The organism is Demequina capsici, assembly GCF_032102965.1.
GTDB classification, from domain to species: Bacteria; Actinomycetota; Actinomycetes; order Actinomycetales; family Demequinaceae; genus Demequina; species Demequina capsici.
This window is the reverse complement of record NZ_CP134880.1, coordinates 210,887-236,283: the sequence shown is the minus strand read 5'-3', so window position 1 is coordinate 236,283 and position 25,397 is coordinate 210,887. Positions and strand designations below refer to the sequence as shown.

Below are 25,397 nucleotides of genomic sequence, written 5' to 3'. Positions count from 1 at the left end.
CGTGACGGCGCCAGCCTCGCGCACGCCCACAGATCGACAATCGTGACGCCCAGGCGTCGGCCACCGCCCCCGCACACGCCGGTCCACCCCGTCGCCTGGCGTCGACGCCGCCCACGTCATACCTGGGTATGACCCAGGTCCATCCCGTGGACCGACGCGGACCACGGAAGCCCACGGATAGCGTCGTCAGCATGAAGGGGAATTCGGGGGAATCCTCGGCGGCGCGACACGCGTCGCCGGTCGACGCGCCGCTCGCGCTCAGGTCCAGGGGGCTGGCCAAGGCGTACGGGAGCGGCGCGTCGACCGTCACTGCGGTCGATCACGTCGACCTCGACATCCCGGCCGGGGTGCTCACCGCCGTCATGGGGCCGTCCGGCTCAGGCAAGACGACTCTGGTGCACCTGCTCGCCGGGCTCGACCGGCCGGACTCCGGTCAGGTCTGGGTCGGGGACGACGAGATCACGGCCATGAAGGACAAGCAGCTATCGAAGGTGCGGGGTCGGATCATCGGCTTCGTCTTCCAGGGCTTCAACCTGATGCAGACCATGAGCGCGCGCGACAACATCGTGCTGCCGCTGCGCCTCAACGGACTGCCGCAGGACCCTGAATGGCTGGACGCGCTCGTGCAGATGCTCGGCATCGGCCGCGAGCTGGATCGCCGCCCGTACGAGATGTCGGGTGGTCAGCAACAGCGGGTCGCCATCGCCCGCGCGCTGATCACCCGGCCTCGTGTGGTCCTGGCCGACGAACCGACCGGCAACCTGGACACGCATGCGAGCGCCGAGGTGCTCGCCCATCTGCGGGTCTCATGCCGTGAGCTGGGCCAGTCGGTGGTCATGGTCACGCACGATCCAACTGCGGCGTCATACGCGGGCCAGGTGCTCCTCTTCGCCGACGGCAAGGTCGCCGGCCACGTCACGGACCCCACTCCCGACGCGGTGCTCGCCGGGCTGGACGCGCTCGCGGGGGTGGAGCGATGAGGGCACCTGCCGCCGCCGTCGCAGGCATCGCGTCCGCGGCGCTCATGGTGATCACGGTCCCCTGGGATCTGCGCACGTACGGCGAGGTGTTCTACAGCGACTCGGCGATGGGCTTCGACCGGGTCGGCTTCCTCGTCATCTACCTCGCGATCCCCACAGCGCTGCTCACCTTGATCCTGACTGCGATGCTCGGGGTGAGGTCGCAGGGCTCCGACGAGCGCGCGACCCGCGCCGCGCTCGGCGAGACTGCGGCGACGTCCATGAGGCGCACCGTGCTCGCAGGCCTGCGGGATGGCGCCATCGCCACAGGCGCAGCCTTCATCCTCGCCGGAGCGGCCCACCTGTTCCTGGAGATGACCCACGGCTGGCCCTGGTTCAGCACCCGCACCGACGCGTGGGCAACGCGAGCGGTCGAGGCCGCGATGGGCACCGTCGCACTGGCGATCGCCCATGCCGTCGCCGCGCGGCGCGCTGGACGGTCGCCGGTCGAGCAGCGGCGTGCGGGCCTGGAGCCGTACCGACCACCTCGCATCGGCCGCCTGGCGATCGCTGCGACCGGGGCGCTCTCCGCGTCGGCCGGGGTGATCGTCGGGATCGCGGCCTCACATGGGGGCGACTACGCCGACCCTTCGGCAACCGCGGCGACCGTTTCCGACGTGGCCTACGTCGTGGCGTGGGTCGCGGCCTGCGGGCTCGCGCTGACGGCGGTCCTCCCGTGGGCGACGACGCTCGCCATCCACGCGCTCGGCGCGACGACGAGGCTCGCGGACCGGGCCGGATCCATCGAGCTCGCCGCCGTGCTGCGCACTCGCGCAACCGACCCGACGAAGGCGACGGGACGGGTCGTCATGGCGATCGGCGCGCTCGCCTTCCTGGTCGGCCTGCTCTCCTCCGTCCAGACGGGCGTCCGCCATTCGGACGCGTTCGCGTTCGTGTACACCGAGTACCCGACGGCCTCGGGCGCCGTCACCGACCGCCTGCTCGCGATCGACGGGGTCGCTCACGTCATAGCGGCGGACATCGTCGGCGAGAACCCCGCCGTGGAGATCATCGCGGTGGACCCAGCCCAACTCGTCGGCCTCGACGACGAGGTGGCGCTGGCGCTGCAGACCCACCCGACCGCCGCCGTCGCGAACGCGCCCAGCACGGCGCAGATCACAGTCGACCCGAAGGACCCGTTCACGTACCGGCCGGAGGCCGTCGTGCCCCTGGTCGGGTACGGCGTCGCCTACGTGAACTCGGCCCGAGTGAACCTGCCTCCCGTGGGGCACGCCTACTTCGTCTACGTGTCGCCAGCGGCCGACCGCGCGGCGATCGAGTCGGAGGTGATGACCGGGGTGGAGGGCGTCACAGGGCAGGGCATCCACTACGTCGCCGGGCAGGACGGCGGCTACTCGTATGAGGACCCGGCCGCCGGGACCTGGATCCTCTGGTCACTGCTGATCCTCGTCGGACTGTCACCTCTGGCGTTCGCGGCGGTGCGGGCTGGCGGTCGCAACGCTGCGACCCTCACCGCGCTGGGCTCGTCCGCCCGCACGGTCAGGATCGCGGTGGTCGTCGAGGGAGCGACGCTCGCCGTCATCGCGACGCTGGTCGGGACCGCCACGGGTGTCACCGCTCGTGCACTCCTGACGATGCTCGACCGCGCACGCCTCTCCCTGAACGGGATCATCACCGACTCCTACGTGGGCACCGCGCTCGGATCGGTCAACTGGACAGCCGTGATACCCGTCGTCCTCCTGATCTGTGCGTCGTATGCCGTGCTCACTGCGGCGGTCGCGAGCGCAGTCCACCTCGAGACGCCCTCCGAGGCGCTGCGCGAAGGGATGGCGAGGCGATGATCCGCCAGCTCGTGGGCGAGCAGCTCCGGTCGCACCGCGCCTACGTGATCTGGACCACGGCGCTGCTGACGCTGGCGATCGGGTTCGCCTCGTTCGCAGCCTTCGTGGGCGTGCAGCAGGGGGCCGTCGTGCAGCACGTGGCCTCGGCGCATGGCATGGACGGCGGGTGGAACACAGCGGTCGCCGTGTCCCAGGGCGATCCGTCGGTGGACTGTGCGTGCCTCACCGTGACGCCCGCTGAGCTCAACGCCCTTCTGGGGGAGGCGAACGCCGAGGGCGCGGGCATCGCGGCGATCACCGACACGGGCCTCACCGTCATCCCCGCCGGTGTGTCGCCCGCCGACTGGCTGGACCAGGCCGAGACTCACCCCGTGTACGGAGCCAGCGCCACCACGGGCGAGGTCGACTGGCCCACCCTCCTTGAATCGGGAGACGCCCCGGGCGCAGGCCAGGTCGCGGTCGACGCCCAATGGGCCGCCGACAACGGGGTCGCGGCGGGCGACCCCGTCACCGTCGCGACCTTCGGCATCGGCAGGGACGTCGTGTCGCTCGGCACCGTCACCGTCAGCGGCCTGCTTCGGACCACTGCCTCCGGGGGCTATGCGGCCTGGCAGGAGCAGACGCTGATCGGCTGGGACAGCGTGTTCGACCTGGAGCAGCGGGCGTATGCCGCCCGAGGCGCCGACCCAGACGAGTCGCTGGACATGGTGATGCTCTCCGCGCAGCGCGAGACGCCCTCGCTCGCGGCGCTCGACGCTGATCAGGTGGGGCACGACTACTTCCTCGACCATGGGGGACCGAGCAGCTACCTGCTGATCGCGGCCGGAGTGCTCGTGATCGGGCTGATCGGCATGGCCTTCGCAGTCGGCCGGGCGCAGGCGCAGGCGCGCACCCAGTGGGTGGCGACCGCCCGCGTGCTGGGAGCGAGGCGCTCCACCGTGGTCGCCGCGACCGCGGTGGAGACGGCGGCGGTGGGCCTCGTCGCGGGTGTGCTCGGAGCGGGGATCGCGTATGCGGCGCTCGCCATCGAGTGGGCAGGTGTGCTGTCGGCGAATCCAGACGCGCTGATCCCCTCGTCGGTCGCCGTCGCCGCCTGGTATCCGCTCGGCATGGTGGCCGTGAGCCTCGTCATCGCCGCGATCATGGGTGCCGTGCCCGCCTTCTGGGCGGCACGCGTCACGCCCGCCGCCGCACTCAAGCCGGAGACCCCGGCGACGTCCGCACAGTTCTCGAGGACGGTGCGGGTGTGGCCGCTGCTGGTGGTCTGGGGGCTTGCCTTCGTGGTGGTGCTCATGATGGTGCAGGGACTTCCCGGCGACACAGGCTGGGGCGTCGCGCTCCACTACTCCAGCGCATACGGCCTCCTGCGGTGGATCGTGCTGCTGGCGGCCGGAGTGACCTCCCTCGCGATGATCGTCGAGATCATGCGGCGCGTGGTACGCGCGACGGCGGTCGCCTTGGAGCGCAGCTCGACGCCGTGGATGCTCACGGCCGGCGCCGCGCTTCGCGGTCGCCCTGCGCTCGCGTCGGCCCCGGCGGCGGTCCTGGCGTTGGCGTCGGGCGTGGCGATGTACACGGTCGTGGCGATCTCCCTGACCGCGTGGAGCGAGACCTGGGAGCCGTACGTATCCGTCGACCCGCAGTGGGAGGCGCTCGGCCCGTTCGCCTTCGGCGCCGGACGGTTCGTGGGCTACAGGACGACGCTCGTGGAGGTCGCGATCGTCGGGTTCCTCCTGGTGCTGGTCGCGTTGGCTGCATTCACTGCGGGGCGCCACGCCACGCGTGCAGAGTCGACGGCGCACGCCGCGCTCGGTCTCGACGCGCGGGCCGCTCGCCTGGCATCCGCGGTGCAGTTCGGGCTCCCGCTCGCGCTCGGCGTCGTCGTCGGTGCCGCGCTCGGGTCGGCGACGGCCTGCCTGATGTTCAGCACCGAGTCCCGCACGTACAGCGAGTCCGGCGACGTCACGAGCAAGACCATGCTCGGGCCCGCGTGGGCGTTCACGCACCTGTCGCACACCGTGGTCCCGGGGCTCGCCGCGCTGCTCGTGCTGCTCGGGTCCGTGGCCGTCGGCGCGACCGCCGCCGCGCTGACCACGCGCAACCCCGCCCGCCTCGTCGAAAGGATCGCGGCATGATCCGCCAGCTGATGCGCGAGCAGCTCCGGTCGCATCGCGCGTACGTGATCTGGACGACGGCGCTGCTGACGCTGGCCGTGGGGCTCGCGTCCTATGCGGCGTTCGTGGCGATGCAGAGCCAGGTGGGGGTCAGCGCGGGCGTGCGCTCCGCGTACGGGCTGGACGGTGCGTGGCGGGGGTCGGCGATCTTCTACGAGGCCGACGCCGCCGACGACCCCGCGCAGCTCACGTGGGAGCAGGTGCGCCGAGCCATGGCCGATTCGACGGGTGACGGCTCGCATGCCACGGCGGTGATGCCTCTCGATATCAGGGGGTTCGTCTCGACTCCGACGGAGCTCGCCGCAGCGGGCGGCTACCCGTGGGATGCGGCGCTCGTGAACGTCGCGGCGATGACCGGGGACGTGAGCTGGGGTGCGCTGCTGCTGACCGGCGACGCCCCGCGCGAAGGCGAGATCGCCGTCGACGCGCACTGGGCGGACGCCAACCACGTGAGCATCGGCGATGCGGTCCAGCTCAGCACGATCGCGTGGGATGGGGAGCAGGACTCGAACATCGAGCTCGGCCGGCTGATCGTGAGCGGCACGCTCCGCACGTCCCTTCCGAGCCGCTACGGCACCTACCTGTACGACGGCATCGTCGGCTGGGACTCCGTGCCGGCGCTCGCGGCGACGGCCCAGGCGGCGAGCGCGGCCGCCGGTTCCCACAACGGCACCCTCATGTGGCAGGTGTCCGTCTCCGCGGATCGGCAGACGCCGGCGCTTGCCCTGTTCAGCACCTCTGCCGCTCACCTCGACTACTACGGCACCGCGATCGACCCGGCGGCGGTCGTGCTCGCCATCGCTGCCGGGGTGCTCGTCCTCGGGCTGATCGGCATGGCTTTCGCGGTGGGGCGTGCCCAGGCGCAGGTGCGCACCCGTTGGGTGGCCACCGCACGGGTGCTCGGAGCGAGACGGTCGTCGATCGTCGGCGCGACGCTGCTGGAGGTCGGCGCGATCGGGACGCTCGCGGCCGCTGTGGGCGTGGGCACGGCCTACGCACTGTTCGCGTCCGACTGGGCGCGGGTGGTCGCCGCGAACCCCGACGCGCTGGCGTGGGCCGCGCCGAGCGTTCCCTGGTGGGTGGCGTGCGTCCTGAGCGCTGCGGCGGTGCTCGTCGCAGGGATCCTCGGAGCAGTGCCGGCCTTCTGGGCGGCCCGCGTCGCACCCGCAGCCGCGCTCAAGCCGGTGACGCCCGTGTCCGAGGCGCAGGTATCCCGCACCGTTCCGCTGTGGCCGCTGCTGGTGATCTGGGGTCCGCTCGCGCTGTTCACCGTGCTCTCCGTGAAGGTGATCGTCGGGAACGGTGCCTGGGGAGGAGGCATCGACGCTTCCGGCGGCTTCAGGATCGCGGCGGTCCTCGTGGGCGTCGGCGCTGCCGTCACGTCGACGATGCTGCTCGTCGAGCTCTCTCGGCGCGCGACCGCGTTCACGACGCGGCGACTCGCGCGCGGCAGCCGTCCCTGGCAGATCGCCGCGTCGTCGGCGCTCGCCGACCGCCCCCGGCAGGCCTCCGGACCGGCGTCGGTGCTCGCGGTGGCATCCGCGGTGGCGGTCGGGTCGATGACGTGGCTCGCGCTCGCCGAGTGGATCGACGTCGGCCCCGGGGAGGCCGCACCTGGACCGTTCGCGGTGGCGGCGAGCTGGGGCTGGGGCGACGGGACGACGCAGTACTCGCAGGCGGTCATCATCGTCACCTTCGGCGTGCTCAGCCTCGCGGCGCTCGCGGCGCAGCTCGTCGCGCGGGCAGGTGCGCGCGCCGAGGCCGACGCTCAGGCGGCACTGGGGCTCAGCAGGAGCGACGCGCGCCTCGCCGCCGCGGCGCAGTTCGCGCTCCCCCTCGCGACGTCCGTCGCCGTCGGCGCACTCACGGGGCTCGTGGCCGCGCTCGTGCTGTTCACGCGCACGGACTGGAGCGGGACGTGGAGCGGACCCGTCGGCCTTGTCGACGCCACCGTGTCCGGATCGTCGACATTCGGCTCCGCCTGGGCTGTGACGCACCTGGGACACGCGGTCCCGTTGCTGCTGCAGACCGTCGCCATCGCCCTGGCGGGGATCGCGGTCGGAGCCCTCGTCGTGGCGGCGACCGCGCGTGCGTCGGCCCGCTCGCTCACGCGGACGCGCGGCTGAGGACGGTCGCCGTGCCTCGTCCCGCCCTAGACTGGGCGGCGACCGCAGGGACGAGGGAGTTCGCGATGACGGAGTATGCAGGCGACATCACGCCGCAGCAGGCATGGGAGATGGTCGAGGACGGCGCGATCCTGGTGGATGTGCGCACCGCCGCCGAGTGGCAGTGGGTCGGCGTCCCTGACACGGTTCCCGCGGGCGCGCCGCCGGTGTTCATCGAGTGGGTGACGTGGCCGGGCGGCGCCCCCAACGCGACCTTCATGCAGCAGCTCCTCGAGGCGGGGCTGACGCCGGGCGAGGAGCGTCCCGTGGTCTTCCTCTGCCGTTCAGGCCAGCGCTCGATCGGCGCGGCGAAGGCGGCGACGGAGGCCGGCATCGGCCCTGCCTACAACATCCTCGACGGGTTCGAGGGCGCGCCCGACGCGTCCGGCCACCGTGGCGGGGCGGCCGGCTGGAAGGCCTTGGGCCTTCCCTGGCGCCAGGGCTGAGGTGGCCCTGTACGACCTCCCGCTCGAGGAGCTCGAGGCCTACCGCCCCGAGATCGCCGAGCCGGACGACTTCGACGCGTTCTGGTCGACGACGCTCGCGCAATCACGCTCGGCGGCTCGCGCTCCCGTGGCCGTCCCCGTGGACACAGGTCTCGCGCGGGTGAAGGTCCACGACGTGTCGTTCAGCGGGTACGGCGGCGAGCCGATCAAGGCGTGGCTCTCGGCACCGGCCGAGGCGGCGGGACCGCTCCCGGTCGTCGTCCAGTTCCAGGGCTACGGGGGCGGTCGCGGACTTCCCGTCGAGCACACCTTGTGGCCCTCCGTCGGCGTCGCGCACCTCATGGTCGACACGCGCGGTCAGGGAGCGGCCGGCTGGGGCAGCGTGGGCGACACCCCCGATCCCCACGGTTCAGGCCCCGCGCATTCGGGCTTCCTGACACGCGGGATCCTGGACCCGCACGAGCACTACTACGTCCGGGCGATGACCGACGCGGCGCTGGCGATCGACGCCGCTGCCGCGCTTCCGGGCGTGGAGGCGTCGCGCATCATCGTCGCGGGAGCCTCGCAGGGTGGGGCGCTGGCGATCGCGGCGGTGGGTCTCCACGACGCCCCGATCGCGCTGATGGCTGATGTGGCGTTCCTGTGCCATATCCGACGTGCGGTGGACCTCGTGGACGGCGACCCGTACGACGAAGTGCGCAGCTACCTGGCTGCGCACCGGGACCGGGTGGAGCAGGTCTTCCACACGTTGAGCTACGTCGACGCGGCCAACCATGCGCGCCGGGGGCGCGCGCGGGCGCTGTGGTCGGTGGCGCTGCGGGACACGACCTGCCCGCCGTCGACCACGTATGCGGCGTTCCACCGCTACGGAGAGCTGGGCGGCGAGCCCGACAAGCGCATCGAGGTATACCCCTACAACAACCACGAGGGCGGCGGCGCCTTCCAGATCAAGAAGCAGCTCGAGTTCGTCACGGAGCTTCTCGCCGCAGCCGTCTAGCTGCACGGTCTGCGTCACGATCGTCGACACGTGGGCCGCTCGCGGCCCGCATGCGTCACGATTGTCGATCTGCAGCGGGTGCGTGGGTGGGTGTGCGCGGCGGGTGCGTGGGTGGGTGTGCGTGGGTGGGTGTGCGCAGCGGGTGCGTGGGTGGGTGTGCGTGGGTGGGTGTGCGCAGCGGGTGCGTGGGTCGGTGTGCGCGGCAGTTGTGCGCGTCGGCGGTTGTGCGCGGCGGCGCGGACTCGCTGACGATGCCGCAGATCCTTCACCGACACCGAAGGTCACGAATAGGTCACGACCCACAGCCCGGGTTGCATTGTTTCCGCAGGCAACCTAATGTCGGATCAGCGATGCGCATCGAAGCGCTTCGAAGAACGGGACGACGGAGTCTGAGATGGCGACTGTGGATGACGTGGCGAAGGCCGCGGGTGTCTCCATCAGCACCGTCTCGTACGCGCTGAGCGGCAAGCGCTCCATCTCCCACGGCACCCGCGAGCGCGTCCTCAAGGCCGCCGCCGAGCTCGACTACCTGCCTCGCGCAAGCGCGCGCATGCTCGCCGCCAACCGCTCGCAGATCATCGCCGTCACCGCCCCGCTCCACGCCGACACCGACCACTCGGTCCACATGCAGTTCGCGATGGAGGTCACCAAGGAGGCGAGGGCGCTCGACTACGACACCCTGCTGCTGGTGCACGACGACCCCATGGAGGCCATGCGTCGCTCCGCCGGAACCGCGCTCGCTGACGGCATCATCGTCCTCGACGTCGACGCGCACGACGCTCGCGCCGACCTGGCCCGCCGGCTCGACTACCCCGTCGTGTTCGTCGGCATCCCCGCCGACACGACCGGCCTCATGTGCGTGGACCTCGACTTCGAGGCGGCCGCCCGGATGGCCGTCGACCGGCTCGTCGACGCAGGTCATCGCGGCATCGGACTGATCTCCCATCCGCGCGTCACGATGGACCGAGAGTCGAACTTCCCGCTCCGCTTCCTCTCCTCCTTCGAGGACAGGTGCCGGGAGCACGGCATCGACTTCGCGGTCGCCTACCCCGACGAGCACTCGGCGACGCGCGCCGTGTCCGAGCTCCTCGCAGCCCTTCCGCACCTCACCGGCCTGGTCCTCAACACCGGGTCGGATGTGGCCGCGGACTCCCTGCCTGCGCTGCTGGCGCACGGCTTCACCGTCCCCCACGACGTGTCCGTGATCGCCGCCGCGGCGGCGTACACGACGCATCACCTGGGGGTCCCGATCGACAGGATCCCGCTGGACGCGCACGCGTCCTGCGCTGCGGCGGTCGACCTTCTGGTCGCCGCCATCGACAGGGGGGAGCGCGGAGCGCGCACCGTCCTGCTCCCGCCCGAATACCAGGACTTCGGCTCCGTCCGCATCCCCGCGGGCTGAACCGGGAAGACGGCCCAGCGTCAGGTCTCAGAACCCACCGAGAACGCTGGCCCGTCGGCATCGTCGAAGCGCTTCGACGACGATGCCTTGCACATCACAGGCCCGACCAGGGCCGACTACAAGGAAGTAGGAGAGAGATGAAGCGACGCACAGCAGCGGCCGCCGGGATCCTCGCCGTCGGCGCACTCGCGCTCACGGCATGCTCGTCCGGCGGCGACGAGCCAGCAGCCTCCGGCAGCAGCGGCTCGGGAGACTACGCCGGACAGACCCTCACCGTCATGCACTACGAGGGCGAGGACTCCGCGATGGGCATCGCCTGGAACAAGGCGATCGACATCTTCGAGCAGGAGACCGGCGCGACCGTCAACCTGCAGACCACGGCGTTCGAGGACCTCAACTCCTCGGCAGAGCAGCTGTTCGACTCATCGGACGCGCCCGACGTGTCCGAGTACAACAAGGGCAACGGCACCGCCGGCCAGCTCGCGTCCATCGGCGTGATCCAGAACCTGGACAAGTACTACGACGAGTACGGGTGGGGCGACAAGCTCGCGTCCGGCATCGACACCATCGCCAAGTACGACGAGAACGGCGTCATGGGCTCGGGCGACTGGTACGGCGTCCCGAACTACGGCGAGTTCGTCTTCCTCTACTACAACAAGGACATGTTCGACCAGTACGGCCTGACCGTGCCCACGACCATGGACGAGCTCGAGTCCGACATGCAGACCTTCGTGGACAACGGCATCACGCCGCTGACCACCTCCGCCCAGGAGTACCCCATGGGCCAACTCTGGTACCAGCTCGCGCTGAGCCAGGCCGACCGCCAGTGGGTGAACGACTACCAGCTGTACCAGAACCCCGTTGACTGGACCGGCAAGGAGGTCACGTACGCGTCGTCCACCCTGCAGGACTGGATCTCCAAGGGCTACATCTCCAAGGACGTCTCCGGCATGACCGCCGAGGACGCCGGCCTGCAGTTCATCAACGGCGAGTCCCCGATGTTCTACTCGGGCTCCTGGTGGTACGGCCGCATGCTGTCGGACATCACCGACTTCAACTTCGGCATCACCAACTGGCCGGAGACGACCCTGACCCCGGGCTCCGGCGGCAACATCTGGGTGATCCCGGCGCAGTCGAAGAACCCCGACCTGGCAGCGAAGTTCATCGACATCACGATGAGCCCCGAGGTCCAGAACCTGCTCGGCGACTCCGGCGGCCTCCCCGTCGCCGCCGACGCCTCCCAGATCACGGACCCCGACGCGCAGACCCTCATCAGCCTGTTCAACGAGGTCAACGACAAGGACGGCCTGTCTTTCTACCCCGACTGGCCCACCCCTGACTTCTACGGCGACCTGAACTCCGTGATGCAGGGCCTGGTCAACGGCACGTACGACGCCACCTCCGCCAACGCGCAGCTGGGCACGTACTACGAGGACTACGTCTCGACCGTCCAGTAACCAGCCCAATCCACGACGTGGCCCGGGTCTCACCGGCCCGGGCCACGTCAGAGACGGACCTCACCCATGTCTTCCTCCCTCCCCCTCGTACGCGAGCAGCGCCGCAAGCGGCGCCCCGCCGAGGCCGCGCGCATCCCCGAGCGCAGCGGCAGCAAGCTCGGCTACTGGCTCTACTTCATCCCCGGCGCCATCGCCGTCGGGATCGTCATCTTCTACCCGCTGGTGCGCAACCTCCGCCTGAGCTTCTTCCACTGGAAGGGCGGGCGTGCCGAGGAGCACTTCGCGGGCCTCGACAACTGGATCGCGCTGTTCTCCGACCACGAGTTCCTGCAGTCGTTCCGCAACATCTTCCTGGTCGTGATCGCCATGGTGATCATCCCGACGCTGCTGGGCCTGATCATCTCCGCCCTGCTGTTCGACGTGGTCGGGCGGCGCTTCAGCGGCAAGCTCTCCAGCTTCCTGCGCGCCACCTACTACCTGCCGCAGATCCTCCCCATCGCCGTCGCCGGCGTGATGTTCAGCTGGATCCTCAAGCCCAACTCCGACGGCGTGCTGAATCAGTTCCTGTCCGCGATCACAGGGTCGACGGTGGAGATCAACTGGCTCGGCGGTTCGTACGGCACGGCCATGGGATCCGTCATGGTGCTCATGATCTGGATCCAGATCGGCTACCCCATCGTGATCTTCATGGCTGCACTGGGCCGCGTGGAGCCTCAGCTGTACGAGGCGGCCGAGCTCGACGGCGCCAACTGGTTCCAGCGCTTCCGCGCGATCACCCTGCCGATGATCCGCCCCGAGGTGTTCGTGGTCGCCCTGACCACCACCATCGCGGCGCTCAAGGTGTTCGCGCCCGTCTTCATCCTCACAGGCGGCGGCCCCACGAAGTCGACGTACGTGCCCTCGTTCTACGCCTACAACGAGTTCATCAAGGGCCCGGACAAGGGCTACGCCGCGACCATCGCGTCGGCCATCACGATCGTCGTCTTCGTCGTGGCCGTGATCTTCATCCAGGTGCAGACCCGCGCCGAGCGAAAGGACGCGTGACGCCATGACCACGCTCACCACCGATGCAGCGCCGCAGAGCGCCGCACCCGCCAAGGGGAGCAACAAGTCGCGTCCCCGCACCCCCGCCGAGTGGATCCTCATGATCCTCGCCTGCCTGGGCGCGCTGATCGTCGTCTTCCCGATGGTCCTGCTGCTGATCAACGCGTTCAAGTCGCCCGCGGACTACGCGAACTCCAGCCCGCTCGACCTGCCGAAGGCGCTCGACTTCACCGGCATCAAGACCTTCTGGGAGACGCAGAACTTCCCGCGCGCGCTGTGGAACTCGATCTTCATCTCCACGATGGTGGCGGTGCTCGGCGTCATCCTGTCCGTCCTGAACTCCTTCGCGATCGGGATCGGCCGCGTGCGGGGACGCACCTGGATCGTGCTCGCGTTCCTCATGGCGAACCTGATCCCTCAGGAGATGCTGTTCGACCCGCTGTTCAAGCTGTACGACAAGCTGGGACTGCTCTCCAACCCGTGGTCCGTCATCATCACGTTCACGGTGATCCAGGCGGCGTTCGGCACCTATCTGCTGTCGAGCCTGCTCGGCACGTTCCCCAAGGAGATCCTTGAGGCGGCCGCCGTGGACGGAGCGAGCCGGGGCAAGATCCTGCGGTCCGTGATCGTGCCGATCATCCGGCCGACGCTGTCGGTCCTCATGGTGTTCTTCTTCATCTGGACGTGGAACGAGTTCCTGCTTCCGCTGGCATTCCTCAACACGTCCGACTCGCTGACGGTGCCGCTGCTGCTCGAGCAGCTCAACGGCGAGCGCCAGACGGACACGACCACCCTCATCGCGGGCACGCTCATCAGCATCATCCCCACGATGATCTTCTTCCTCATCTTCCAGCGCACCCTCACGCGCGGCATCACGGCAGGAGCAGTCAAGTGAAGTTCACCGATGGGTTCTGGATGCGCCGCCCCGGCGTCACCGCCCACTACGGTCAGGAGGCGTACGACGTGTGGGCCGACGGCCCCACGCTCACCGCCTACGCGCCCACCAAGCGCATCGCGGGCCGTGGCGACACGCTCAACCTGCCCATGCTCACCGTCACCCTGTCCTCCCCGCTCGAAGGAGTGGTGCGGGTGCGGATCGACCACCACCAGGGCGCGGTGCCCGCGACGGGCTTCGCGCTTCCCGGGGCGGTCGAGGGCTCCGGGACGGCCGACGCCGACGAGGCGGGCGGCACCCTCACGTCCGGTCCGCTGACCGCACGCGTCACCAAGGGCGGGCCGTGGCGCCTGGACTTCGAGGTGGACGGCGTGCGCGTCACCGGCTCGGGCCACAAGTCGATCGGCTACATCGAGCTGGGCAAGGAGTCGACGGTCACGGCGGAGCCCGCCGGGCTCGTGGGCTACAGCCCCGATGGCATGGCGCCGGCGCGCACGTATGTGCACGAGCAGCTCGACCTGGACGTCGCGGAGACCATCTACGGCCTCGGCGAGCGCTTCGGCGCCTTCGTGAAGAACGGCCAGTCGGTGGACATGTGGAACGCCGACGGCGGCACCAGCTCGGAGCAGGCATACAAGAACATCCCGTTCTACCTGTCCTCGAAGGGCTACGGCGTGTTCGTCAACCACCCGCAGCACGTCAGCTTCGAGGTGGGCACCGAGACCGTGGAGCGCGTGCAGTTCTCCACCGCGGGCGAGTCGCTCGAGTACTTCGTCATCGCGGGCCCGACGCCGGCTGACGTGGTCCGTCGCTACACGGAGCTCACCGGTCGCCCGCCGCGCGTGCCCGCCTGGTCGTTCGGCCTGTGGCTCACCACGTCGTTCACCACCGAGTACGACGAGGCCACCGTCACGTCGTTCGTGGACGGCATGGCCGAGCGCGACATCCCGCTGTCCGTGTTCCACTACGACTGCTTCTGGATGCGCGAGTTCAACTGGACCGACGGCGTCTGGGACGAGCGCGTGTTCCCCGACCCCGACCTCATGCTCAAGCGCATGCACGAGGACAAGGGCCTGCACGTCTCCGCCTGGATCAACCCGTACATCGCGCAGCGAGGAAGGATGTTCCGCGAGGGCGTCGAGGGCGGCTACCTGGTCAAGCGCCCCGACGGCTCGGTGTGGCAGTGGGACCAGTGGCAGGCGGGCATGGGACTCGTGGACTTCACGAACCCGCAAGCGAAGGCCTGGTTCCAGGGGTTCGTACGCACCCTGGTCCGTCAGGGCGTCGACGCGATCAAGACCGACTTCGGCGAGCGCATCCCGACGGACGTGGTCTGGCACGACGGCACCGACCCGATGACCATGCACAACCTCTACACGCAGCTCTACAACGAGGCCGTGCACGAGGTGCTGGTCCAGGAGAAGGGCGCGGGCGAAGCCGTGCTGTTCGCCCGCTCCGCCACCGCCGGCGGCCAGACCATGCCTGTGCACTGGGGAGGCGACAACTCGTCGTCCTTCGTGTCCATGGCGGAGTCGCTGCGCGGAGGCCTGTCGCTGCTGTCCTCCGGCTTCGGCTACTGGAGCCACGACATCGGCGGCTTCGAGGGCACTCCTGACGCCGCCGTGTTCAAGCGCTGGCTCGCCTTCGGTCTCATGTCGAGCCACTCGCGCCTTCACGGGTCCAGCAGCTACCGCGTGCCGTGGGCCTTCGACGACGAGGCGGTCGACGTCACCCGCATCTTCACGAAGCTGAAGCTGTCGCTCATGCCGTACCTGTACCGAACCTCGGCGCAGACCGCTCAGACCGGCCTGCCGATGATGCGGCCCATGTTCATGGCATTCCCCGGCGACCCCGCCACGCAGCACCTGGACCGGCAGTACATGCTGGGCGACGACCTGCTCGTGGCACCCGTGTTCACCGAGAACGGCGACGTGACCCTCTACCTGCCCGAAGGCACGTGGACATCCCTGCTCACCGGCGCGAAGGTCGAGGGCGGACGCTGGCTCAAGGAGAACCACGGGTTCGAGTCGCTGCCCCTCTACGTGCGCGAGGGAGCCGTCATCCCGCGCGGCACCCGTACCGACCGGCCCGACTACGACTTCCTCAGCGACGTCGAGCTGCACGTGTACCCCGGCGGCGCCGCGGAGCGGACCGTCCTGCTGGAGTCGACGACGGGCGAGACGGACACGGTGAGGGTGACCGTCGGCGACGGCGTCGCCACCGCGGTGTCGACCTCGGGCCGCGCCTACACGGCGAAGCTGGTCTGATCCACGACCGACCGACCGACCACCGAGACGAGGCCCCGGGCGCGCACGCGTCCGGGGCCTCGTCGTGTCCGGTGTCACCGCCGCGCCTGAATCGCCTCCACGATCGCCCCGACAGTGCGCTCGATCGTCCTGGTCGTGACGGCGTCATCGAACCAGCCGCGCGTCGCGACGCGCAGCTCACGCCCGCCTCGCACCGCCGCCGCGATCGCGTCGCCGAACGCGGTCGGCGCCCCGGACTCCGCGACGAATCCGTTCACGCCCGGGTCGATCAGCTCCACCGATGCGTTGCCTGGATGGTCCACCACCACGACCGGGGTGCCATGCGCAGCCGCCTCGACGACGACGAGGCCGTACCCCTCGCGACGCGACGGATTCGCGAGGCATGCCGCACCCGCCATCAGCTCGTCGAGGCGCTCCTGGCTCACGAAGCCGGGCATGGTGATCCAGCGGGGCGATCCCAGCGCCTCGACGGCGGCACGCACGGCCCGAGTCGTCGGCCCCGACCCGAGCAGGACGAGCTCGAGCCCCGGCACGGCATGCCGAGCCTGCGCCACGGCCGCCGGCAGGTCCTCCACGCGCTTGTCGGGGATGTGGCGGCCCACGTACAGCACGTACGGCGGATCGGCGGGGTCCGCGCGCAGCGGTACGTCGTCCACCTGGTCGATCAGCCCGGGGCTGACCAGCGGCGTGGACCGCAGTCCCTCCTGACGGAGCCTGTTCGCGCTGAGCCTCGAATGGCAGGTCGCCAAGGGCGTGATCCGGATCGCGGCGCGTTGGAGGAGCCACGCGAGCGTACCCGTGGGCCTGCCCGCATACTCGACCCACTGAGCGCGACCCCACACCTCCAAGTAGTCGACGACCACCTGGGTGCCCGAGCCCAGCAGGGCCAGCCGCGCGGCGAACACGTTGAGGATCGGGAGCCCTGACACGATCACCGCGTCATACCTTCCGCGGCGCCGCACGAGGGAGCCGAGAAGTCCCGCAGCGAAGCGGGCCGCGGCGAGGCTGGACCTCACGCCCGCGTCGTCGTAGAGGCGCAGCCGCCCGGTCACCGGCGACAAGGTGAACGGGGTCTCCGGCTCCCGGTCCCACTGCAGGGCTGTGAGGTAGTCGACCTGATGGCCGCGCTTCACCAGCTCCTCGGACATCGCACGGTACTGGCGTTCGCCGCCGCCCGTGGTCAACGGGAACAGACAGTCATACGCGATCGCCAGCCGTAGCGGGGCGGTCACGCGGCGGCCCTCGCGTCGCACCCCACGATGCGGAACAGCCGAGCGTCCGGTCCCTCCTGATCGACCAGCTGCAGATGCTCCCCGGGTGTGAGGTCGTGCAGGCCCGGGTACGTCTTGTCCGTCCCGAGGTCGAAGTCGAGCCGCACCGCACCGAAGTCCAGCGCGTAGCTCACGCCGACGGCCGTGACCGCCTGGCACACCCGTGGATCCGAGTCGATCTGGGCAAGGTGCTGCGAGAGGTACTGTTCGTCCGCCGTCAGGTCGCCGAGGATGTGCATCTCGACCACGTGGCGTCCGGAGATGCCGTAGGCGAACGCGGTCCCGGTCTGAGGATCGCCGATCAGCAGCGCGTCCGAATCGGTCGTCCTGTCCAGCCGCTCCATCAGCGCGAGTTCGTCGGCGGTCACGTAGCCGCCCGTCGCAGGGGGCGTGCGCACCGACTGCATCGAGCTCACCCCCGCGGCGACGGTCGGGCCGTTCGCGACCAGCACGAGGGCGCCCACGCCCGCGACCGCGACGATACGTGTCAGAGCCTCGCGCCCGCGGGGCACCCGAGCGAGCAGACGCAGGCCCAGGTCCCACACCGTGACCGCACCGACGACCGCGATCGGCACCTGCGAGATGCTCAGGATCGCGAACAGACGCCAGGGGTCGTTGTAGAACGGATCCGCGATGATGTTGCGCAGGATGTTCTCGGAGGCGAATCCGGCACCGACGACGAACAGGACGAGCGCCGCCGCGAACGGGGCGATGAGTGCAGGGGCCTCGCGGACACGCCCGACGGACGCGTAGCCGATCACGAGCAGCACCAGCAGCGCGATGCTGACCGGCATGCGGTAGGGAGCCGCGGCCAGACCCTCCCACAGCTCCCGCGCGGGACCTCCCCATGACGGCCAGTCCCAGTGCGTGCGCGTGGCGAGCCACAGCACACCGCCCGCCGCCGCGATGGCGCCGGTGATGAACCACGCTCTGCGCGTCGACATCGACGACCGACCGCGGACGACGTCTGTCCAGAGGCGCGCCACCACGATGAAGGCGACGAACGCCACCACGACCAGGAACGCGTTCGGATGCGCGAGCCCGGTGCCGCCTGCGAGACCGACCGCGAGCACCAGCGCCCGCAGTCGATCCCTGGGACCGGACGCCTCACCCACCCACAGGGCCGACGCCACGGCCGCAGGCACCATCGCGTAGCCGGTGAGGTTGGGGTAGAGGGTGCCGAAGAAGAGGAAGGAGTACGGGACGCCGACGAACGCGCCGGCCAGCACGCCGCCCGCGACCAGCGCGGCGGGCCGTCGCCGCAGAAGGGTCCAGACGAGCGCCAGCATGCTCGCAGGCCAGACGAGCGCGGCGATCAGCAGATTCGTGACGTTGATCGCGACGATCGGCTGCACGGACGCCGCCAGGCCGATGACGCTGGCCACGCTGTGCCACCCGTTGGGGTAGAAGCCGATCTTGCTGACGGAGCCGATGAACCAGGGAGAGGCGTCGTGGTGCTCCATCGCCCACCGGACGGCGTTGAGGTGCACCGTGTCGTCATAGGTGAAGGAGAAGACGCCCGGACCCATGAGACCCTGGCTCACGTGCCAGCCGATCACGGTCGCGCCGAGAGCGAGCCCGACGAGCGCGGCGGCCCTGGCCGCCACCGGCGCGTGCTGCGATACCCCAGCGTCGCCGGAGGCACGCGCATACCGGCGCACGCCGTACGCGACCCCCATGAGGATCAGGCTGAAAGCTGCGAGGGTCAGGACGTTCCATGCGATTCCCGCCGCGCCCGCGAGCGTAGCACCCACAGCCGCGATCGCGATCGAGAGCGCAGGTGCCGCCAACAGGCGCTTGAGCGACAGGCCCCATCCGCACACGACGACGGCGGCGCCAGGAACGATCAGGACTCCGAGCCCCGCCGCCAGAGCGGGGAGCGCGTCGACCCACTCAACAGCGTCCACGACGGGCGACAGTCCTTCCCTCGGCGTGCCGACGCCGTGCGCCTCGCTCGGCCGTCCCGGTTCCCCTCATCGCGCTCCATCATAGGGTTCGGCGCAGCATCGCGACCGCGCGTCCACACAGTTGGGGCCGGGCCACGGCGATGGACTAGAGTCGCCGTGATGGTGCGTGGAGGGTGCTCACGGCGCGCGTCGCCGCGCCTCCAGCACGAGAGAGGCCTGCCCGCGTGAACCGTCCTGACCGCTCGCCGGACGTCGAGCTGACCATCCTGATGCCCTGCCTGAACGAGGCCGAGACTCTCGAGGTCTGCATCCGGAAGGCGCAGGGGTTCCTCGCGGGTCACGGGGTCGCGGGCGAGGTGCTCGTCGCGGACAACGGATCGCAGGACGGCTCCCAGGACCTCGCGCGTCGGCTCGGAGCACGCGTGATCGACGTGCCCCGCAAGGGGTACGGCGCCGCGCTCATCGCGGGGATCGAGGCCGCCTCCGGCACATACGTGATCATGGGCGACGCCGACGACTCGTACGATTTCACTGCGCTCGCCCCGTTCGTCGAGCGGCTCCGGAGCGGCGCCGATCTCGTGATGGGCAACCGGTTCAAGGGCGGCATCGCGCCGGGAGCGATGCCCGCGCTCCACCGCTACGTTGGCAATCCCGTCCTGTCGGGCATCGGCCGGCTCTTCTTCCGACCAGGCATCGGCGACTTCCACTGCGGCCTGCGCGGTTTCCGTCGGGAGGCGATCCTGGCGCTCGCGCTGCAGACGACAGGCATGGAGTTCGCGTCGGAGATGGTCGTGAAGGCCACGCTGGCGAACCTGCGGATCGTCGAGGTGCCCACGACCCTGTCACCTGACGGCCGCTCGCGCGCCCCCCACCTGCGCTCCTGGCATGACGGATGGCGGCACCTGCGGTTCCTGCTCATGTTCTCGCCGCGATGGCTCTTCATCTATCCAGGGCTCTTCGCATTCCTCCTGGGCACGGTCACGACGGTCACCCTCGCGATCGGCCCGGTCAAGGTAGGGGCCGTGGGCTTCGACGTGACGACGATGATCTACGCGTCCGCGCTCGCCGTCATCGGATTCCAGGCGCTGCTGTTCTGGTGGCTCACGAAGCTGTATGCGACCGCGGAGGGCTTCCTCCCCGCATCTGCAGGCTATCGGCGGCTCGCCTCCGCCTGGACCCTCGAGCGCGGCCTCATCGCCGGGCTGCTGCTGTTCCTGCTCGGCGTCGCCATCGGCGTGTCCCAGCTGGTGCACTGGGGAAGCGTCGACTTCGGCCGCCAGGACGCGCGTGAGGTCGTACGCGTCGCGGTGCCTTCGGCGATGACGCTGATCATCGGGTTCCAGATGATCATGATGAGCTTCTTCGCCGCGATCCTCACCGTGCCTCACCGCAGCGCGGCACCGACGGCCACCGGGGTCTGAGTGCCTCGGCGGACGCTCGTGGTCGACCTGCTGGGCTTCACCGGCACCCGCGGTGGTACCGAGACCTACGTCAAGGAGCTGCTTCCGCGCGTCGCGTCTCGGCTCGAAGGCACCGAGGTGGTCACCCTCACGGGCGAGGCGGGCGTCGAGGCGGTGCGCGACCTCGCGCCCGGCGCCCTGCACGTGGTGCCCGGCGTCGGCGCCGGGAGGGCCTCCTGGGCGTGGGGAACGGTGGCACGGGTGCCACGCGCCGCCGCTCGCCGGGAGGCCGACGTCCTGTGGTGCCCCGCCAACTTCGGCCCCGTGACCGGACGCACGCCCACCGTGGTCACCGTGCACGACGCGATCTACCACGCGGTGCCCGGGAAGGGGCTCGCGCGTGTGACCCGAACCGCGACCGCGATGCTCGCGTCCCTCGCGGCGCGCCACGCGACCCGGGTGCTCACCGTGTCCGATGCGGCCGCGCGGGACATCGTCACGCACCTGCACGTGCAGCCGGAGAGGATCACCGTGGTCCCGAACGGCTCACGGCCTCCGGCGACGGCCGCAGCCCCAGGGGGCAGGGAACGCCTCGGAATCCCCGCCGGTCGCCGTGTCGTCGCCACGATCGGCAACGCGATGCCGCACAAGAACCTCGCCTCGCTCGTCCACGCTGTCGGCCTGCTGCCGGCCGATCGCCGCCCTGCGGCGGTGATCGTCGGTTCCGGCGTCCCCGAGGCGCTCGCGCCGCTCGTCGCGACCTTGGGGCTTCACGAGGACGTGATCCTGCGCGACTGGGTCGACGCCGCGACGCTCGAGGATGTGTTCGCCGTGGCTGACGTGTACGCGTGCGTCTCGCTCCTCGAGGGGTTCGGGCTGCCCGTGCTCGACGCGATGCACCGCGGTGTCGCGGTGCTCGCCCACGACATCCCCGTCCTGCGCGAGGTCGGAGGCGATGTCGCCGTGTTCGCGGATGCCCGTGACCCTGCGGCCTTCGGCGCCGCGCTCGTCACGCTGCTCGACGACGCCGACCGCCTCGCGGTGCTTGCGGCGCGCGGTCCCGCGCACGCCGAGCCCTACACGTGGGACAAGGCGGCGGACGCCGTCGCGGACGTGCTTGCGACCACGCTGCACGAGGTCTCCTGATGCACGCCCCGCTCTGGCACCGCCTCGTCGGGTTCTCGCTCATCCCAGCCCTCGCGGCGATCTCACCGCTCGTCGTGCTCCCGGTCGTGGCACGGACCGCGGGCGCCGCCGGGTGGTCGAGCGCGATCGCCGGCGAATCGGTCGGCACGTTCGCCGCCATCGCGCTCGCGTTCGGGTGGACGACCGTCGGGCCGGCGCATGTGGCGCACGCCCCCGTGGAGATGCGGGCACGTCTCTACCGCGAGTCCCTGGTGGTCCGCGGGCTCATGGCGGTCCCGGTGATCCCTGCGCTCGTGGTCATCTGCCTCGCCATCGCCACCCCCGGGTACGAGCTGCTGACGGTGCTGATGGGGCTTCAGGGCGCGCTCATCGCGATGTCGTTCAGCTGGTTCGCCGTCGGCGTGGCCGACCCCGGCGCCATCGCACGGCTCGACGCCATCCCGCGCGTGCTCGGTGCCCTGGCCGCCGCCGGTCTGATCGCCGCCACCGGCGCCCTCATCGTCTACCCGCTGATCGGCATCGCCGTGACCGCAGGCGGCACGGCGGCGTACTCGCGCAAGGTGCTCCGGGACGCGCCCGGTCCGTGGCCCACCCGCGCCGAGCTGCCTGCGTTGCTGCGCTCGACCGCCGCCGTCGCGGTGAACGACGCGGCCCTCGGCGCGTACTCCTCCGTCCCCTCCCCGCTGGTCAACGTCTCGACGCCGGCTGCCGAGGCGAGCGCCTACGCGTCGGCCGACAAGATGATCAAGCTCGGCCAGTTCATCCCGATCACGCTGGGCAACGCGCTTCAGGCGTGGACAGCGGAGGCGCACGGCGCCGCGCGCGCGACCCGGGTGCGACGCGCGATCGGCGCGCACGCGGTGCTCGGCCTCGTCGGATGGGTCGCCGTCGCCTCGCTTGGGCCCTGGGCGAGCCGGGTCCTCTTCGGCGGGGACGCCGCTGCGGACCGGACCGTCCTCGTCATCCTGGGTGCCGCCTTCGCCGCCTACTCGGTCCGCACGTCGGTCACGAGGCATCTGTTGTTCCCCTGCGGCCGCACGCGCATCGTCGTGGTCGCCACGCTGCTCGGCTCCGCGATCGGAGTCCCTGCGATGCTGATCCTGACGCCGTCGATCGGCTCGGTCGGTGCGGCGATCGGCTACGCCGTCACCGAGCTGATCAGCACCGTCGTCCCCTGGCGCCAGGCGCGCGTCGCGTTGCGAGACATCGCGATGCAACGCGCACCGGAGGCGGACCCCGACGAGCCGCCGCTGCTGGCGTGAGCAGACGCTGCGGACGCGCTCAGCGATCGACCGCCTGCAGCTCGGAGCCTCCGAGGACCCGACCGACCCATCCTTCCGCGCGCCCGAGGGCCACCTGCCAGCCGTCGACGAGCGCATAGCCAGGGTGCCTGAGGCTCCATGCCAGGCCTCCCAGCACGAAGGCGAGGACCCACCACGCGGGATAGCGCCAGCGCCTGACGACCATGCCCAGGCCGCGGTTGTAGGCGCGAAGCTTCCTTCGTCGTTCCCGGGGGTTCAGACCGTGCGACTCTGCGATCCCCTCCAGCAGCACCGTCGGCGGCAGCCAGCTCAGGCATCCGGGACCCCACCGATCGAGGGCGCGGAGCACCAGGTCCGTCGCCTCACCCGCCTGCCACGGCGTCGCGGCGCCCGTGCCGATCTCCGCGTCGAAGCCGCCCAGCTCCGCGAAGCTGTCCGCACGGATCACGAGGCCCATCTCGATCACGGACCACGCGTTGTACCGGTCGAGCGGGGTGCCGGTGACCGGGAGCACGGCCTTCGGGGCATCGCCGCCGTACGGCGTGAGGGCGGCGAGGGGCGTCGCCGCGACCGCGCCACGCAGCGCGTCCAGCGTGCCCCGCGGGTAGCGCGACGTGTCGTTCGGGAAGTGGAGGACATCCACCGTGCGGTCGAGCAGCGCAGCACCCGCGTTGCGTCCGCGCGAGGCGCCCCGCGCGGACGTGATCATGGCGACGGGAAGACCCGCATCGGCGTGACGTGCGACCAGACGGGCGAGCTCGGACGGCCGGTCCTGGGCGACCACCACGACGCGGTCCCCGTCACGGCACTGTCCCTCGAGCGAGGACAGCAGCGCATCGACGGCCTCGACCCTGCCCAGGGTGCTGACGACGATGCCGACGCTGGTCACCGTGGGGCTCCTTCCGGCGCCGCTCGCTCTCCGGCGCACCGCTGCATGGTATCGCTCAGGCATGATGGGCCTGAGGGCGTCGCGACGTCGACGCCACGACTCTCGAGGACGTGGAGCACGCGCATGAACGAGTCCCGACCGAGGCTGCTGCTGGCCGAGGACGACCCCCAGCTGGGGCCGATCATGACGCAGGTGCTCGACGAGGTGTACGAGGTGCAGCTCGCCGTCGACGGCGTCGAAGCGCTGGACGCAGCCCGGCTCGGCAGGTTCGACGTGCTCGTGATCGACCGCAGGCTGCCGTCGCTCGACGGGGTGGCCATGATCGAGCGGCTCCGCGCCGGCGGGGTCACGACGCCGGCGCTCATGCTCACCGCGCTCGGCACCGTGCAGGACAAGGTGACCGGCCTCGACGCCGGCGCCAACGACTACCTCGTGAAGCCCTTCGAGTTCGACGAGCTCTTCGCACGCCTGCGGGCGATCCGCCGCTCCGGGACCGTCGAGGAGGAGCCGACGCTGCGGATCGGCTCGTGGGAGTTCGCGCCGGAGTCCCGGACCATCACCTCTCCCACCGCCGGCCGCAAGGTGCTGACCGCGCGCGAGACCGCCCTGCTCCACCTGCTCGCGGCCCACCCTGAGCGCACCTTCAGTCGCGAGGAGATCCTCGATGGCGTCTTCGAGTCGACGGACACGCTCGGCACCGTCGACACGTACGTGCACTATCTGCGCAAGAAGACCGCGGCGGACGTCGTGACCACCGTGCGCGGGCGCGGCTACCGCGTGGGCCAGCCTTGACCCGCCGCACGGCGCCGCTGGACGCCGACGCGCGCCTGATCAGGGATGCCTCGTTGCGCGTGGGCATCTGGATCGTCGTCGCGCTGTCCGCGCTCGTGCTGCTGGTGCTCATCGCGGAGGTGGTGATCGTGGTGGATCAGGTGCCGCTCGGTCAGCTCGTGGATCCGAGCAAGGACGAGCCCGTCATCACCGTCGAGGGACGCGACGTCATCTGGGGCGGGCTGATCGTCGGCGTGCTGGCCGTGGTGCTGTCTGGCGTGCTCGCGCGCGTCGCGACCCGCCGCGCCGTCGCACCCCTGGTCGACGCGCTCGCCCGTCAGCGGCGGTTCGTCGCCGACGCCTCGCACGAGCTCCGCACCCCGCTTGCGATCCTCGACTCGCGGCTCCAGCTGCTGGAGCGCACGCTCGCGACGGACGACCCGGCCAGGGCCACTGTCGGCGAGCTGCGTGCGGACTCGCGCAACGTGATCGGGGTCGTGAACGACCTGCTCGCGTCCGTGGACACCACCGAGCAGTCTCACGCGCAGCCCACGGAGGTCGCCCGGGTGATCCAGGCGGCGGCGTCGGCCATGGCCGTGCTCGCGCACGAGCGCGACGTCACGATCGCGAGCGGCGACGTCGACCCTGCGCTCGCCGTCCTGATGCCGGAGACCAGCCTCCAGCGCGTCCTCATCGCGCTGATCGACAACGCGGTCAAGCACTCGCCGTCGGGCCAGGAGGTCGCAGTGTCGGTCGAGGCTCGGCGCGGCAGGGTCGCGCTCGCGGTGACGGACCATGGACCGGGCATCCGCGGCATCGACCCTGCGCGCGTCTTCGAACGATTCGCGCGATCCTCGGAGGCCGTGGACGGCGGAGGATCCGCGCGCACCGGCTTCGGGATCGGCCTCAGCCTGGTGCAGGACACCGTCGGCCGGTTCGGCGGCGAGGTCGAGGTGACCGACACGTCGTCCGCAGGCACCACGATCACCATGCGACTGCCCCGTGCCTGACAGCGGGACGCCGCCGACTCCCCAGGACGTGGGGCGCCCCCGCCCCGCCGAAGCGGGACCGGGGGCGCCGTCG

At 70.7% G+C, this 25,397-nt stretch carries 19 protein-coding genes; 16 read left to right on the top strand and 3 right to left on the bottom strand.

Annotation, left to right across the window (positions count from 1 at the left end; all coding sequences use genetic code 11):
• The first annotated feature begins 191 nt into the window (after positions 1–191).
• The 11 genes from RN607_RS01225 to yicI all read left to right on the top strand — a co-directional run bounded on the left by RN607_RS01225 (position 192) and on the right by yicI (position 15,668).
• Complete coding sequence (locus RN607_RS01225; RefSeq protein WP_313543797.1) at positions 192–980, top strand: ABC transporter ATP-binding protein; 789 nt, start codon at positions 192–194, stop codon at positions 978–980.
• Entirely contained in the window at positions 977–2,821 is a 1,845-nt protein-coding gene (locus tag RN607_RS01220; RefSeq protein WP_313543795.1) for a hypothetical protein, read from the top strand. The genes RN607_RS01225 and RN607_RS01220 overlap by 4 nt, the downstream gene beginning before the upstream one ends.
• Positions 2,818–4,956, top strand: coding sequence for an FtsX-like permease family protein (locus RN607_RS01215; protein WP_313543793.1), 2,139 nt, complete (start codon positions 2,818–2,820; stop codon positions 4,954–4,956). Before RN607_RS01220 ends, RN607_RS01215 begins: the two co-directional genes overlap by 4 nt.
• On the top strand, positions 4,953–7,121 hold the full coding sequence (locus RN607_RS01210) for a hypothetical protein (RefSeq protein WP_313543791.1): 2,169 nt from the start codon (positions 4,953–4,955) through the stop codon (positions 7,119–7,121). Before RN607_RS01215 ends, RN607_RS01210 begins: the two co-directional genes overlap by 4 nt.
• A gap of 65 nt (positions 7,122–7,186) precedes the next feature.
• Positions 7,187–7,606, top strand: a complete 420-nt coding sequence (locus RN607_RS01205) for a rhodanese-like domain-containing protein (RefSeq protein WP_313543789.1) — start codon at positions 7,187–7,189, stop codon at positions 7,604–7,606.
• Position 7,607: 1 nt separating this feature from the next.
• Entirely contained in the window at positions 7,608–8,603 is a 996-nt protein-coding gene (locus RN607_RS01200; RefSeq protein WP_313543787.1) for an acetylxylan esterase, read from the top strand.
• A gap of 394 nt (positions 8,604–8,997) precedes the next feature.
• Entirely contained in the window at positions 8,998–10,005 is a 1,008-nt protein-coding gene (locus RN607_RS01195; RefSeq protein ID WP_313543784.1) for a LacI family DNA-binding transcriptional regulator, read from the top strand.
• 137 nt (positions 10,006–10,142) lie between these two features.
• Positions 10,143–11,462: an ABC transporter substrate-binding protein gene (locus RN607_RS01190; RefSeq protein ID WP_313498937.1), complete on the top strand. Its 1,320-nt coding sequence runs from the start codon at positions 10,143–10,145 to the stop codon at positions 11,460–11,462.
• A gap of 66 nt (positions 11,463–11,528) precedes the next feature.
• Positions 11,529–12,506 (top strand): carbohydrate ABC transporter permease, encoded by a 978-nt coding sequence (locus RN607_RS01185; RefSeq protein WP_313498934.1) that lies wholly within the window; start codon positions 11,529–11,531, stop codon positions 12,504–12,506.
• Between the two features lie 4 nt (positions 12,507–12,510).
• A complete protein-coding gene (locus RN607_RS01180) occupies positions 12,511–13,401 on the top strand; it encodes a carbohydrate ABC transporter permease (protein WP_313498931.1) in 891 nt (296 codons plus the stop codon).
• Entirely contained in the window at positions 13,398–15,668 is a 2,271-nt protein-coding gene (yicI, locus tag RN607_RS01175) for an alpha-xylosidase (protein ID WP_313543782.1), read from the top strand. The genes RN607_RS01180 and yicI overlap by 4 nt, the downstream gene beginning before the upstream one ends.
• A gap of 74 nt (positions 15,669–15,742) precedes the next feature.
• Here the strand turns inward: yicI and RN607_RS01170 are convergent, their stop codons facing one another.
• Both RN607_RS01170 and RN607_RS01165 read right to left on the bottom strand, forming a co-directional pair.
• Entirely contained in the window at positions 15,743–16,900 is a 1,158-nt protein-coding gene (locus RN607_RS01170; RefSeq protein WP_313543780.1) for a glycosyltransferase family 4 protein, read from the bottom strand.
• Positions 16,897–18,846, bottom strand: a complete 1,950-nt coding sequence (locus RN607_RS01165) for a DUF6541 family protein (protein WP_313543778.1) — start codon at positions 18,844–18,846, stop codon at positions 16,897–16,899. The genes RN607_RS01170 and RN607_RS01165 overlap by 4 nt, the downstream gene beginning before the upstream one ends.
• Positions 18,847–19,070: 224 nt before the next feature.
• On the opposite strand from RN607_RS01165, the gene RN607_RS01160 reads away from it, so the two are divergent.
• The 3 genes from RN607_RS01160 to RN607_RS01150 are packed head-to-tail and all read left to right on the top strand — an operon-like array spanning position 19,071 to position 22,654.
• Positions 19,071–20,267: a glycosyltransferase family 2 protein gene (locus tag RN607_RS01160; protein ID WP_313543776.1), complete on the top strand. Its 1,197-nt coding sequence runs from the start codon at positions 19,071–19,073 to the stop codon at positions 20,265–20,267.
• A complete protein-coding gene (locus tag RN607_RS01155; RefSeq protein ID WP_313543774.1) occupies positions 20,268–21,392 on the top strand; it encodes a glycosyltransferase family 4 protein in 1,125 nt (374 codons plus the stop codon). It abuts the gene before it with no gap.
• The gene (locus RN607_RS01150; protein ID WP_313543772.1) at positions 21,392–22,654 is read left to right on the top strand and encodes a lipopolysaccharide biosynthesis protein; all 1,263 of its coding nucleotides are present in this window, start codon (positions 21,392–21,394) and stop codon (positions 22,652–22,654) included. The genes RN607_RS01155 and RN607_RS01150 overlap by 1 nt, the downstream gene beginning before the upstream one ends.
• A 19-nt stretch (positions 22,655–22,673) precedes the next feature.
• On the opposite strand, the gene RN607_RS01145 is transcribed toward RN607_RS01150, so the two are convergent.
• Positions 22,674–23,543 (bottom strand): glycosyltransferase family 2 protein, encoded by an 870-nt coding sequence (locus RN607_RS01145; protein ID WP_313543770.1) that lies wholly within the window; start codon positions 23,541–23,543, stop codon positions 22,674–22,676.
• Between the two features lie 123 nt (positions 23,544–23,666).
• Here RN607_RS01145 and RN607_RS01140 point away from each other — a divergent pair, with 123 nt between their 5' ends.
• Positions 23,667–24,335, top strand: coding sequence for a response regulator transcription factor (locus RN607_RS01140; RefSeq protein ID WP_313498910.1), 669 nt, complete (start codon positions 23,667–23,669; stop codon positions 24,333–24,335).
• Complete coding sequence (locus tag RN607_RS01135; RefSeq protein ID WP_313543768.1) at positions 24,332–25,324, top strand: sensor histidine kinase; 993 nt, start codon at positions 24,332–24,334, stop codon at positions 25,322–25,324. Before RN607_RS01140 ends, RN607_RS01135 begins: the two co-directional genes overlap by 4 nt.
• The last annotated feature ends 73 nt before the right edge of the window (positions 25,325–25,397 follow it).

Bases quoted from the DNA above. Each gene is read 5' to 3' on its own strand.
- RN607_RS01225 (WP_313543797.1), top strand. From the start codon at position 192: ATGAAGGGGAATTCGGGGGAATCCTCGGCGGCGCGACACGCGTCGCCG.
- RN607_RS01220 (WP_313543795.1), top strand. From the start codon at position 977: ATGAGGGCACCTGCCGCCGCCGTCGCAGGCATCGCGTCCGCGGCGCTC.
- RN607_RS01215 (WP_313543793.1), top strand. From the start codon at position 2,818: ATGATCCGCCAGCTCGTGGGCGAGCAGCTCCGGTCGCACCGCGCCTAC.
- RN607_RS01210 (WP_313543791.1), top strand. From the start codon at position 4,953: ATGATCCGCCAGCTGATGCGCGAGCAGCTCCGGTCGCATCGCGCGTAC.
- RN607_RS01205 (WP_313543789.1), top strand. From the start codon at position 7,187: ATGACGGAGTATGCAGGCGACATCACGCCGCAGCAGGCATGGGAGATG.
- RN607_RS01195 (WP_313543784.1), top strand. From the start codon at position 8,998: ATGGCGACTGTGGATGACGTGGCGAAGGCCGCGGGTGTCTCCATCAGC.
- RN607_RS01190 (WP_313498937.1), top strand. From the start codon at position 10,143: ATGAAGCGACGCACAGCAGCGGCCGCCGGGATCCTCGCCGTCGGCGCA.
- RN607_RS01185 (WP_313498934.1), top strand. From the start codon at position 11,529: ATGTCTTCCTCCCTCCCCCTCGTACGCGAGCAGCGCCGCAAGCGGCGC.
- RN607_RS01180 (WP_313498931.1), top strand. From the start codon at position 12,511: ATGACCACGCTCACCACCGATGCAGCGCCGCAGAGCGCCGCACCCGCC.
- RN607_RS01150 (WP_313543772.1), top strand. From the start codon at position 21,392: ATGCACGCCCCGCTCTGGCACCGCCTCGTCGGGTTCTCGCTCATCCCA.
- RN607_RS01140 (WP_313498910.1), top strand. From the start codon at position 23,667: ATGAACGAGTCCCGACCGAGGCTGCTGCTGGCCGAGGACGACCCCCAG.